The organism is Rhodococcus sp. YH3-3, from assembly GCF_001653035.1.
GTDB lineage: Bacteria > Actinomycetota > Actinomycetes > Mycobacteriales > Mycobacteriaceae > Rhodococcus_F > Rhodococcus_F qingshengii.
This window is the reverse complement of sequence record NZ_BCWH01000001.1, coordinates 53,710-66,276: the sequence shown is the minus strand read 5'-3', so window position 1 is coordinate 66,276 and position 12,567 is coordinate 53,710. Positions and strand designations below refer to the sequence as shown.

12 protein-coding genes and 1 pseudogene are annotated in these 12,567 nt (G+C 59.8%); 8 read left to right on the top strand and 5 right to left on the bottom strand.

Annotated elements, in window-relative coordinates:
• The first annotated feature begins 940 nt into the window (after positions 1 to 940).
• The 5 genes from YH3_RS00395 to YH3_RS00375 all read left to right on the top strand — a co-directional run bounded on the left by YH3_RS00395 (position 941) and on the right by YH3_RS00375 (position 5,117).
• Entirely contained in the window at positions 941 to 1,204 is a 264-nt protein-coding gene (locus tag YH3_RS00395; RefSeq protein WP_082920512.1) for a transposase, read from the top strand.
• A 55-nt stretch (positions 1,205 to 1,259) separates the two neighbouring features.
• On the top strand, positions 1,260 to 1,886 hold the full coding sequence (locus tag YH3_RS00390; protein WP_082920511.1) for an IS3 family transposase: 627 nt from the start codon (positions 1,260 to 1,262) through the stop codon (positions 1,884 to 1,886).
• A gap of 245 nt (positions 1,887 to 2,131) precedes the next feature.
• Complete coding sequence (locus tag YH3_RS00385) at positions 2,132 to 3,238, top strand: IS110 family transposase (protein WP_082920510.1); 1,107 nt, start codon at positions 2,132 to 2,134, stop codon at positions 3,236 to 3,238.
• Between the two features lie 70 nt (positions 3,239 to 3,308).
• Positions 3,309 to 3,548 carry an integrase core domain-containing protein gene (locus YH3_RS00380; protein WP_274522667.1) on the top strand — a complete coding sequence of 80 codons (240 nt, stop codon included), beginning with the start codon at positions 3,309 to 3,311 and terminating at the stop codon, positions 3,546 to 3,548.
• A gap of 633 nt (positions 3,549 to 4,181) precedes the next feature.
• A complete protein-coding gene (locus YH3_RS00375) occupies positions 4,182 to 5,117 on the top strand; it encodes a GGDEF domain-containing protein (RefSeq protein WP_238592489.1) in 936 nt (311 codons plus the stop codon).
• Here the strand turns inward: YH3_RS00375 and YH3_RS00370 are convergent.
• Positions 5,114 to 5,872 (bottom strand): hypothetical protein, encoded by a 759-nt coding sequence (locus tag YH3_RS00370; RefSeq protein ID WP_064442793.1) that lies wholly within the window; start codon positions 5,870 to 5,872, stop codon positions 5,114 to 5,116. The genes YH3_RS00375 and YH3_RS00370 overlap by 4 nt on opposite strands.
• A gap of 238 nt (positions 5,873 to 6,110) precedes the next feature.
• Here YH3_RS00370 and YH3_RS00365 point away from each other — a divergent pair, with 238 nt between their 5' ends.
• A complete protein-coding gene (locus tag YH3_RS00365) occupies positions 6,111 to 8,339 on the top strand; it encodes an Rv1355c family protein (protein WP_051649794.1) in 2,229 nt (742 codons plus the stop codon).
• Between the two features lie 236 nt (positions 8,340 to 8,575).
• Here YH3_RS00365 and YH3_RS00360 read toward each other — a convergent pair whose 3' ends face one another.
• Both YH3_RS00360 and YH3_RS37090 read right to left on the bottom strand, forming a co-directional pair.
• Entirely contained in the window at positions 8,576 to 9,856 is a 1,281-nt protein-coding gene (locus tag YH3_RS00360) for an IS256 family transposase (RefSeq protein WP_007732099.1), read from the bottom strand.
• 104 nt (positions 9,857 to 9,960) lie between these two features.
• Positions 9,961 to 10,086, bottom strand: coding sequence for a hypothetical protein (locus YH3_RS37090; protein WP_256670359.1), 126 nt, complete (start codon positions 10,084 to 10,086; stop codon positions 9,961 to 9,963).
• Between the two features lie 64 nt (positions 10,087 to 10,150).
• Here YH3_RS37090 and YH3_RS36470 point away from each other — a divergent pair, with 64 nt between their 5' ends.
• Entirely contained in the window at positions 10,151 to 10,510 is a 360-nt protein-coding gene (locus tag YH3_RS36470) for a hypothetical protein (RefSeq protein WP_064442792.1), read from the top strand.
• Between the two features lie 36 nt (positions 10,511 to 10,546).
• Positions 10,547 to 10,849 (top strand): annotated as a pseudogene (locus YH3_RS36465) (recombinase family protein); the annotation flags it as partial.
• A 518-nt stretch (positions 10,850 to 11,367) separates the two neighbouring features.
• Here the strand turns inward: YH3_RS36465 and YH3_RS00340 are convergent.
• Complete coding sequence (locus YH3_RS00340; RefSeq protein ID WP_064442789.1) at positions 11,368 to 11,967, bottom strand: recombinase family protein; 600 nt, start codon at positions 11,965 to 11,967, stop codon at positions 11,368 to 11,370.
• 30 nt (positions 11,968 to 11,997) lie between these two features.
• Positions 11,998 to 12,558, bottom strand: coding sequence for an IS3 family transposase (locus YH3_RS00335; RefSeq protein ID WP_125053474.1), 561 nt, complete (start codon positions 12,556 to 12,558; stop codon positions 11,998 to 12,000).
• Positions 12,559 to 12,567 lie beyond the last annotated feature (9 nt).

The window sequence follows — 12,567 nt, the reverse complement described above, 5'->3', positions numbered from 1 at the left end:
CTGAAAGGTGAACGGTCTGGAGTGGTAGGGACGAGTATCTGCTCCTGACTGGGGAACTCGTTTTCGAAGACCACTGGGACTGCTCTCCGGGATGCGTTCGACTATGCCGTGCTCGATCGTCGGAGAACGTTCGGCGTGTTTGCGGTGCGATCGCTCACTACCCGACGTAGGGTCGGATTCCGCCAGATTATCGACCCAACCCCGAGAGTATGGCGCCGGGGGACGGGTCACGGCATTTCTCTGCCTACCACCCCTACTTGAGGTCCCGTGCCCTTTGCCGGCTCTGGGCGTCCGGCTCGCCGGCAAGCTTCACTCCCTTACCGCCCTGCTCGAGTAGCACCTTGAGGCGGCTGAGCAAGTTCGCTCAACATGTGACAGAGGGGAACGAGCCGCCGGTACCGAGGTTCTCGTCAGAACCTCGGTTCCTGCTTGCCTGCCGGGCAGGCAAAAAAACGTCGCGTTGCGAGCGATGGGAGGACCGCGCGGAATGGTGGCAGTGACCGAGAGTGCCGAATACGCCCATCGGATCGACATTCCAGTTGGCGTCCGCCAGTAGGGGGTGGACGTTCGCGCGAGCCTTCACCAACTGAAGTCCGGATGGGGAAGTCGCGGAGTTCGGTGATGAGGGCTTCGAGGCGTAGATCTCGGCGAGGTAGGTGAGAGTGCTCCCTGTGGTTATCCAGAACCTTCTTAATCAGGGTGTAAAAGGCATCCGAGGGCCCGCCCAGCTTTCGGTCCCTGACCTAGCGAGTGCGCAGCCGGGAATATCCCGATCTACGGAGGTGCTGGGCGCAGCGATGAAACCGGCGGCGAGAAGGAGCAGGGAGGGGCTAGTTGCGCGGCCGAATGTGGGAAGGACATCGGGTCTCCATTTGAGGTTCACCCCGGATGGTGGACACCGAGATAGCGGGACTGATAATTCCGCTGGAAGGATGTCCTCATGTCCCGCACACGCAGGTCGTTCACGACCGAGTACAAGGTCGAGGCCGCCCACCGGGTGATCGATTCAGGCCGCACCATCGCCGAGGTCGCCCGAGAACTCGGCATCAACGAAGCCCTGCTCGGACGCTGGGTCGCCGACGAACGCGGCGGATCGAGGCCGCCGCAGCATCCGGTGACCAACCGCTCACGACTGCGGACCGCACCGAGTTGGCACGGTTGCGTCGGCAGGTTTCCGAGCAGGAGAAAGACATCGCGTTCCTGAAAAAAGCGTCCGCGTACTTCGCGGCCAATCAACAAAAGTAGAGCTCTACGCGTTGATGGCCGCGGAGTGCGCGAACTCCGCAATTCATCGGATGGCACGCCTGCTCGAAGTATCGACCTCCGGTTTCTACAAACATCAAAGTCTCAGTGTGACAACCCGATTAGAAGAACGACAGCAGCGCAGAGCTGATCTGGAAGTGAAGATCCACGCGATCCACCGGGAGTCGAAAGGGGTCTACGGGGCACCGCGGATCACCGCTGAACTCCGCGACCGTGGTGAAACCGTCACCGAGAAAACGGTTGCCAAGATCATGCGATCGCTCGGTGTCGCCGGGATCAGCCCACGCACGTTCAAGGTCCGCACCACCGTGGTCGATCCGTTCGTATCGTTCCCTGAGGATCTGGTGCAGCGCCGGTTCGATCGGGGGCGCCTCGATGCGGTGTGGACCTCGGATATCACCTACCTGACCTGCGGAGAGGGCGACATGTATCTCTGCGCGATCAAGGACGAACATTCCAAGAAGGTCCTCGGGTGGGCGGTGGCCGATCACATGCGCAGCGAGCTCGTTCTCGATGCTCTGGGCATGGCGGTCGCCGAACGTGGCGGCGATGTTGCGGGCACAATCATGCACTCGGACAGTGAGACTGTTTGTGCCGGTGTTTTCGGATTTCCTGACCGTTAACGCATGGAGACGAGAGAATGCTGGTGCCGGGAGTTCCCAGTGTTCCTGACCCGCACTCCGATCGACGATCGTATGTCTTTCCTTGGATTTGTCGGTTCCTGGGAACCCCCGGTGAGGCGCTACGCCTCACCGTCGGGGTGACCTGAGGAGAGCCTGCACCACCAGGTGCTCATCACTGTCTTGTCCGCCGGTTCGGTCGATGCGCGGCGCCGCCTTGCTCATCGGTCAACGGAGAGGAAAGCGACATGACAAGGATGCCTGACAAAGCCGATCTCGATCAAGACCGGGAAGTGTTCGCCGGAGTCGATACCCACAAAGAACTGCACGTCGCCGCGGTGATCGATACCGACGACAACGTCCTCGGAACTCGCAGTTTTCCGACCACCCGAAACGGGTATCGAACCATGCTGACCTGGATCGGCGAGTACGGCAATCTGATCCGGATCGGTATTGAGGGCACTGGCTCCTACGGAGCTGGGCTGACCCGCCACCTCGCGAAAGCCGGCGTGACGGTACTCGAGGTGGACCGCCCCGATCGCTCGGACCGCCGCCGTAAGGGCAAAAACGACGACCTCGATGCCATTAACGCAGCGCGTGCAGCCAAAACCAACCGGCGCACCACCACCCCGAAATCGAAAGACGGTGCCGTCGAGTCACTTCGTGTGTTGAGGGTGACCCGAGCCCATTCGGTACGAGAGCGGCGCAGTGCGCTGCAACTATTGCGGATGACGATCATCTCCGCTCCCGACGAGCTGCGCGAGCAGGTCCGCGATCTGACGCGGATGCAGCTGATACGCCTCCTCGCCGCGTGGCGGCCGGATGTCTCGAACGCTACCGATCCTGTGACCGCCTACCGGGTTTCGCTGAAATCCCTGGCTCGCCGCTATCTCGAATTGACCGACGAGATCGCCGATCTCGACGAACTGATCAACCCGATCGTGAAAGCCCTCGCACCTCAACTACTCGAGCGCGTCGGAATCGGTATCGAAGTCGCCGGACAAATGCTTGTCACCGCCGGCGACAATTCCGATCGAATGAAATCCGAAGCCGCGTTCGCGATGCTATGCGGTGTCGCGCCGCTACCCGCATCTTCTGGCATGACCCAACGCCACCGCCTCAATCGCGGCGGTGACCGCCAAGCCAACCGAGCCTTGCATCTGGCCGTCATCGGCCGCATTCGACTCGACCCGAAAACCCAGGCCTACGTAGAGAAGAAAACCAGCGAAGGCCACTCGAAACTGGAAACCATTCGGTGCCTGAAACGCTACCTGGCTCGCGAGGTCTACTACCTCCTCAACCCTGGACCGCAGACCATCACCCCGAACACCCGACACCATCGAAAAGCAGCTTGACTCTCAGGAGAGCATCAAAGGAACTCAATATACCGCGGGGATCCTGAAGCAGGCGTGTGAGCGCTACGGGTTGCGGCGTTCGATGGGTGAAACGGGCATATGCTGGGACAACGCTGGCGCGGAAAGCTTATGGTCGACGTTCAAGCACGAGTACTACTACCGTCACACCTTCACCCATGCCGCCGAATTGGTTGCTGCGGTTGACTACTGGATGAACTTCTACAACACTCGACGTCGGCACTCCACGATCGGAATGCTCAGCCCCCACAACTACGAACAGTCACTGACCGCGCCCATCATGGCCGCGTAACAACTGTCCACTTTTCGGGGTGAACCTCAATTTACCGGTACTAGGTGTGAGTGCCAGCAACCGAAAGCTAGAAACCTGTTGTAATTTGCCTGGCGTCGCTGTCGACGTGACGGGACCGAGACGTCGGCAGCGAATGTAATCCAGGGGCGCCGAGATGGAGCTATTCTGCGAAGGCGCCTCGTCCGAGAATGGATCGGACACTAACCGCAGTGAGACGAGTGCGAGTGGTTCGCGTCCAGCGAGACCGAGGTAACGAAGTATGTGCTGAATAGGAAGATTCGAAGTGTAACGGAAAGGTGAGACGAAACGATTGGGTTTTTTCCTGCTGATTTGCCCGAAATTGCTCCGGTTAGCGTCAAAGCTGGAAATTGTCTACCCCGGCATTACTGAACATACTTTTCCGCTAGGGTGGGCGGAGTGAGGCCAAATGGGCTGTATGCGAGATATGTCAGGTTTCGGGAGAGAACAGATGCTCGGTCGTTGGCTGTCCTCTTGAGCACGGGCGGGGCCCTCCCACTGCCGGCGATCGCGTTATTGTCTCCTTCATTCACGCGAACGGGTACAGGCCTGTATTTTGCCGCTATCTGGGTCAGCACGTTGGTCATCTTTCTTCTGACACTGACCGTAGGTCGTTTGTCGGACCGAATGTTTTCCGTCGTGGGTTTGATCGGGATGGTCGGCATCGCTGCATCCGCCTATCTGGTGACAGATCCGCTGGCAGCCCGGGGAATCGTCACTCTGCTCTCAGCGATACCGGCTATCGCGGCGATGGCGTCGAGTAGACGGGTCATCGTCGGGCACACGATCGTCGCGATAGCACTCGCTTGTGCGGTAGCGGTCACCGTGGCTCACGGGTTTGCTGCTGCTCTGGTCAGCTGCACTGTGTCGGTGACGGTAATTTGGTTGCCGGTGTTCATGATCGGAGCCTTGCGTCGCTCGCTCGTGTTCACTCAAGCGCGGTACCGGGAGCTGGCCCACACCGATCCGTTGACGAGTCTGCCCAATCGTCGAGGGTTTCTCGATCGAATCGAGCGATATCACCGCAGCTATCCCGCCAGCACGGGGCAGATGGGTTTTCTGATGATCGATGTCGATCATTTCAAGCAGATCAATGATCTGTTCGGTCACAGCGCGGGGGACCAGACGCTTCGCAGCGTTGTTGCGGCCATCGCGCGAGCGGTGGGCTCGGGAGTGCTGGTCGCCAGGTCCGGCGGCGAAGAATTTGTCGCTTTCTTCGCCGCCTCGGACTTGAATGGAGTCGAGGCTCTCGCCGAACGGATCCGAGCGTCGGTAGCCGAGTCGTGCGACGTGACGGTGAGTATCGGGGCGATTTACTGTGAACTCGACGATCACCCTGCTTCGCCGGAGATGTCGTTGGGGGAGTTGACGGATGTCTTGACCCACCGTGTGGATGCCCTCATGTACGCCGCCAAGGCAGGGGGACGCAATACGGTTCGGTGTCAACAGCTTCCGAGGATGAGGGTGAACTTGGTGCATGGGCAACCCAGCGATGTCAGCCGGCCCGCGTTGTTCGAGATCGGGACATCAGCGGTCGACCCCGTTCACTAGCGAAGCCCCTGCGCCGCTGCGAGATACGTGTCGACTGCTCGTTGATTGTGTTTCACCGTGCTCGGGCTCAGTGTTTGGTGCTCGGCCCGCATGAGTGGCCACAGGGCAGGATCTGCGTCCGCGCGCAATGATCGACGATCCCACCACATCATGCGCGTGCGATAACGCCCGTCGGGATACGCGGCCGCCGGTATCTGTGTATCGACCCGGCCCCCGGATGATTCCCACCTACTTAGTACGTGGTCCGCGGCCGTTGCCATCACGAAGCGAGATTGCAGACGCTCCATCGTCGGCAGTGCCACTCTCGCCAACGCAGCAGACAATTTCCCGGCATGCGGGGACTTCGGAGAGACCCACGCCGACTTCATCTCCACCACCCCGTCGGGGATTCGGGTAGCGATCGCCTCACGTACAGCGTCGAGACCCCTGTTGCCCGCCCATTCGACCACAGCATGTGACTGAGAAGCGCAGACGTAGGGTCCCTGCGCGCGTACCCCGCCCACGACCGCCCCGTCGTCGACGAGGGCGTAGAACAAGGAAGTCGAAATGCCGTCTCTCACCGCCGGTACATCCAAGGCCGCTTGCGCTCCGTACCTCTCGTAGGCTTCCCAAGCGCCGCACAAATATTCTTCCCAGAGATTTTCATCCGCTGCAGGATGGGAGAGAACCAACCGGACACCATCGGTGTCGGGCACCTCGACAGCTGCGTAATTCGCATCGAAGTTACCGAGCGTGTATTCGGTGATCGCCGTCATCACATTCCCCTTCTAGAAAATCCGGATCGGCCAGCTGCAGCCGGAACTTCGCGAGTACCGCCCAGTCGGGCACTCGCCCGCTGATTGTCCGCCGACGCCTCGGCTAGGGCTTCCCGACACACACATCTGCCCCACCACGCACCCTGGTGAGCAACGCCTCACACACGAAGTGCTTGGATATAGGTGACGGACGAGTGATCAAGGCCCGCCGCACAACTGAGAAGCGGAAGGGATCGTGATGCAGGACTTCACCGGCACAGACCAGGTCTCGGCAATGAACGAGACAACGCAACGGCGTGCGGAAATCTTCGACGAAGCCGACGCGGCGCAGATGCGCCGTGTGACCGAACTGCGCACGTCCGGAGCCATGATTCTCGATACGCTTGCCGACCAGCAGCATTCGCTGCTCACTCTCAACGAAGAGTCGGATGCCGACGACGTCGCGGAATCCTCTCGCTGGATTCACTACCCGTGGCGCCGCACCCTGGTGCATCTTCTCGGACCCGGCGGGTTCTGCCGTCTGCGTCTGGATCGCAACCGCAACAAGATCACCAACGAGGAACAACTCATTCTCTCGCGGCTTCGGGTCGGGATCGTCGGGCTCAGCGTCGGCAGTGCTATCGCGCATGCCCTCGCTCTCGAAGGCGTCGTCGGCTATATGCGTCTGGCGGACTTCGACGACCTCGACCTGTCCAACCTCAACCGTCTCTCGGCCACGGTCTTCGACCTCGGAGTCAACAAGGCAACACTCGCTCAACAACGAATCGCAGAACTGGACCCGTATCTCCCTGTCGATGCCTGGACAGAAGGCGTCGACGAAGCCACTATCGACGACTTCCTCGAAGGACTGGACCTGGTGATCGAGGAGTGCGACTCCTTCGACGTGAAAGTACTCGTTCGCGACCGGGCCCGGCAGCGTGGCATTCCTGTCATCATGGAAACCAGCGACCGCGGTCTCCTCGACGTCGAACGATTCGACCTCGAACCCGCCAGGCCACTCTTTCACGGCCTCGTCGGGGATCTCGACGCTGCCACCGTATCCGGGCTGAGCGTAAAGGAAAAAATTCCCTTCGGACTACGAATCCTAGAAGGGCGTGAGATTTCAGCCCGCATGGCCGCCTCGATCCTGGAAGTGGGCACCACCTTGGCCACCTGGCCTCAACTCGGCGGAGATGTTTTGCTCGGTGGGGCCTCTGTTGTCGCCGCGATCCGCCGATTCGGTCTCGGGGAGGCCCTCCCGTCAGGGAGAGTGCGCATCGATATCGGTGAGCACCTCGACCAACTGAGCGACCCGCACATTCCCCACGACTCGATCACCTCAGGAACGGGGGGCGGGTCGCGCCCGATCGATCTACGGGCACAGTACGACTCACTCTCCAATGAAGAAGCAGTCGCCTTTGCCGCTACACGCGCGCCCTCCGGAGGTAACGCGCAACCCTGGACCATTCACACGGACGACAATGCCCTCACCCTCCGTATCGACAAAACCCGCTCGTCGAGTGCGGACATCGAGTACCGCGGAAGTTTCGTCGCGCTCGGCGCCGCATTGCACAACGCCCGGGTCGCCGCTGCACACCGACATATCCTCGGAGACACAGTGATCACCGGCGACGGCCCGGCGACCTCCGTGCGAATCACATTCACTGCCGGCACCGACGTCTCCCTCACTCACCAACTCCCCGGAATGCTCGATCGACGCACACATCGCGGTATGCCTGAAACCGACTCGACCCCTTGCGATCTGACGGACGTCTCACATCTAGCGGCGAGCCTGACCTCCACGACGGCAGGAGTACATCTGATCCAGGACCGGGATACGATCGCACGGTTGGCCGAGAACATCAGTGCCACCGACCGCATCCGATTCCTCACCGACGCTCTGCACCGGGAGATGATCTCCGAGCTATGCTGGCCGCATTCACGCGACCTTACCCGTGGTATCGAGATCTCCAGTTTGGGCACTCCCACGGCAGAACTCGCCGCCCTCGAACTCCTGCGTCGCCCGGACGTCATGGAACAATTGAACGACTGGGATGCCGGGCAAGCGCTCCGAGCACAGACCCGCACACGTCTGAACTGCAGTGACGCCGTCGCCGTCATCACTCAGCAGGGTATTTCCGCAGCGGACTACATCCGCAGCGGAGTACTTGCCGAAGAGTTCTGGATACGCGCCCAATCGCTCGGTTACTCCTTGCACCCACTCACACCCGTGTCTCTCTACGCCACCGACGTAGACCAGCTCCGCACCCTCGCGCCGACCCGAGCCTGCGAGCTCACCGCACTGGCGGACGAGCTGACAAAACTCACGGCACTCCATACGGGTGAACATGCAGCCCTCATCGTGCGCATCTTCCGCACAGCGATCCCGGCCCCGGCGAGCCGTCGGGAGGCGTACTCTAGGCCGCATCGAGACAGAGAAGCGCGCGACCACCGATGGCTGAATTGGGCGGATGGTTGGCAGGGATGACTGTGTGGGTAACCGACGCCGGCGGAACCAACCTCAGAGATCGACATGCTCGTGACCGCAGCGTCCACTAACGCCACCGTTGCACGTAAAGCTGCTCATTTTTCTCGCGCGCTGCGGGCACAGTCCTATCCCGCTGCGCAGGATTAGAGTCGTCAAAAGGCAAAACTGCAGTCAGTCGTCGACCGGGGCAGGGATTGACGGGTCTATCTCGCTAACGGTGTTTCGGCGGATTTCCATCAGTAAGTTTCCGATCCCGGCCAACGATCGGCGAACGTGATCGCAAACGCGTTCAGAGCAGGCTTCCACCTCGTTATCCATCGTGCCTGGCCCTTGCCTGTCGGGTCCAGTGAACGCGTCACCAGATAGAGGCACTTGAGCGCAGCAGCCTCGGTGGGAAAATGGCCACGAGCCTTGACAGCCCGCCGGTATCGGGCATTCAAGGACTCAATCGCGTTGGTAGAGCACAGCACTCGCCGTATCTCGGTGTCGTAATCCAGGAACGGGATGAACTCCTGCCAGGCGTTGTTCCACAATCGGATGATCGCCGGATACTGCTTGCCCCAACGGTCTGCGAGATCGTCGAACGCTGCCCGCGCTGCCGTCTCGGTCGGTGCGGTGTAGATCGGCTTGAGATCGTGCTTGAGCGCATCCCAGTGCTGCCGCGACGACAGTCGAAACGTGTTTCGGATCAAATGGATTACACACGTTTGGACCGTCGCGGCCGGCCACACGTTCTCGACGACCTCCGGTAGACCTTTCAATCCGTCGCAGACCAGGAAGAACACGTCCCGGGTGCCCCGATTTCGAATGTCGGTCAAGACGGACATCCAGAATTTGGCGCCTTCGCCGCCGGTGCCGGCCCACAATCCGAGCACATCACGGTGTCCGTCGAGACTGACGCCGATCGCGGCATAGATCGGCCGGTTCGCGACCTGCCCGTCCCGGACTTTGACGACTATCGCGTCGATGAAGATCGCCGCGTACACCTCGTCGAGCGGACGGGCAGACCAGTCCTGCATCTCCTCGAGCACCTTGTCGGTGATCCGAGAAATAGTCTCTTTCGAGACCGAGGCGCCATAGATTTCGGCGAAGTGAGAACTGATTTCACCGGTCGTTAATCCTTTGGCGTACAACGACAACACGATCTCGTCGACCCCGTTCAATCGCCGTTGGCGTTTCTTGACGATCTGCGGCTCGAACGTCCCCTCCCGATCACGAGGGACCTCGATCGGAACATGGCCGCTGGCCTCGGTCAACACCGTTTTCGATCTGGTTCCGTTGCGGATGTTGGACGATTCCCGCTCCGGCTGGGCTTGATTCTTGTCGTGCCCGAGGTGCTCGGTCATCTCCTCGTTCAAGGCGGTTTCCAGGACGGTTTTGGTGAACTGCTTGAGCAAACCATCCGGACCGGTCAGCGACAGACCTTGCTCCTTCGCCAACCTGACCAGCTCCGCGGCCGCCGCAGCTTCCGCGGAGGGCTCGGCCCTCTTCTTCGTCACATCTTCCAGTGTCGTCATCTCGGCACCTCCTCGCCGAGCATTCACTCAGCTAGTCGGGCCGAAACACCGATTTAGAGACAGTCCCGGATTGACTGCTCGATCAGGTCTCTTAGGGACGCAGGTCAGACGACGTTGTTGTCGATGGTGATGGGTTCGTTTTCGAGAGCGTCATCGTCGACGGGGATTGTCTGCTCGCCGCGATCGACATCTGATGTTGCATCGTGCGCTGCGTGCGGAATGGATGTCATGGCCGTTACTATCCTTTACGTAGTCGCGGGTGATTCGTTGAGTGTCCTGTCGCAGTGAGGCGCTGTGTGCTTCGAGTTCGAGCACTCGCCCGATGCCGACCAGATTGATGCGGTCTGCGATCAGTTCCGCGACGCGACCAAGTCGGATGACGCTGACCTGATCGCCGAAATCGACTCGGTCGTCGCCGACACCAACAAGAAAGTCTCCAACCCCGAGCAGATCAAGAAATACACGATCCTTGAGGTCGATTTCACCCAGGAGACCGACGAATTTACGCTGACGCTCAAGCTCAAGCGCAACACCACTCTCGAACAAAACCCCGAACTGCAAGAACATGCACTCCGACAAGCCGGCGCAATCCGCATCTTCACCGACTACAAATCCGGCTCCAAAATGCAGCGCCCCAGCTCACCGAATGCCTGAACTACCTCCGCGACATGACGGTGAGATGTCCTCGTCCTCTGGAAACTCGACAGGCTCGGACGATCCGTCCGCCACGTCATCGACACCGTTCACAACCTCGGTGAACGCGGCATGGCGTTCCGTTCCCTCGCGGAAGGGTTCGACACCACCACCGCTGGCGGCGAATTCCTTTTCCACCTCATGGCCGCGCTCACTCAAATGGAACGCCGCATGATCGTCGAACGCACCGAACGCGCTCGTGCACTACGTGAACAAGGGAAGAGCCTCGATGCCATCGCCTCGACACTCGGCGTCGGCCGGTCCTCGGTCAGTCGCGCAATTCTGATGGGCGCCCAATAGATCGATTCCTATGGCAACTGGTAGTTATACGTTCGAATTATGTTGCAGTCCAAACGAATATGAACATCACTGAAAGGGCTGAGGGCATACGACTGACTGTTACCCGAGTTGACTGTGGTGACACGTGCGGACAACCAGTTGAAGATACCCTCGAACCCACCATCGACAACGGCGCAGCCTTCGCGCACTGGGTCGACGCCATCAGCGACATCGTCGAAACCGCCATCACCGAAGGAGAACTCACCGACACTCCCCACCACACACCGACTCGCCTGGAACCTGTGCGCTGGCACCGTCGGAGCAGTCAACGCATCAGCAACCCTGCGAGAAGACATCGACCTCGCAACCTGTCTCGAAGGCGTGGTAGCAGCGCAGTTGCGCAATGCCTTCACGCCCATCTGATCTAAAACACGGGTGTAGACCTCAATATCAACTGGTCGAAATTTCTTGAGGGACAAGTAGACCGACAATATTTGCGGCATTGACGTAGCGACCGGACCCCACTTTCGAGCTCAGTTCTAGACCCGAGGGGTACGGCCGCTAGCTTCCCGCTCGATCCGCGCAAGCGCTATATTGGTATACAACGACGAACGCTTCAAACCCGTGTTCTTGCACAGCGTTTCGATTTTGAATTGGCCCGTCTCATAAATTTGCAGCAGGTACGCACGCTCCTCGGGCGAGAGCTTGTGCGGCCTACCTTTCATCTTCCCAGCAGCCGTCGCGGCGGCAACAGCATCACGCGTGCGCGAACGAATCAGATCCGACTCGAACTCCGCCATCAACGCAAGAATGCCAATAAACATCTTCCCCATCGGATCAGCCGGGTCGTACACCTGACCATCAATCGACAGTGACACACCCTTCTCCGCGATCGGCTCCACCGTCTCATGCAAATCCTTCGCCGAACGAGACAGCCGATCGAGCTTCGTCACACAAGACACATCGCCGGCCCGAGCCGCGTTGATCGCATTATCCAAACCCGGCCGACGAGCCTGCCGGCCACTGACACCATGATCGACATAGACCATGTCACGATCCACCCCGGCCCTCACCAGAAGATCCACCTGAACCGCCGTGTCCTGCCGGACCGTATGGTAGGACCCCGTTTGGTGAGCCACTTGATCCGTGCCCCCAATAGTGCACCAGCTTTATGAGAGCTGAGGGTACGGTTGGATGTCTGCCCAGAGCTTCTCATACTCGATCGGGCTGATGTTGCCGAGATAACTGTGACGCCGTTCGCCATTGTGAAAATTGTCGATGTGATCGGCCATGGCTGCAGTCAACTCCAGCGTGGTCGACCACTTCTTCGTGTTCAGTAATTCCGTCTGCAACCGCCCCCAGAATGCCTCCATGACAGCATTATCGAAGCAATCACCGACCGTCCCGAATGACTCGAGAAGTCCCCACCTTCGCAGATTCTCGCCGAACCCCCATGACGTGAACTGGGGACCATGATCGGCATGCAAGATCGTTGCCTCCCAACGGATCCGTTCCTGCGCGGCCATGTTCACCGCATTGTTGACAAGTGCCGTATCGGCCGTCGTGGAAAAGGAACGACCCACAATCATTTTACTGAAACAGTCCAAAATTGCACAGCAGTAAACCTTTCCGTCACGAGCGGGATGCTCCGTAATATCCGTGAACCACAACTCGTTCGGCCGGCTTGCCGTGAAGCCGCGATTGACTCGGTCAGAGAGCTTGGTCTCAATAGGTCAACG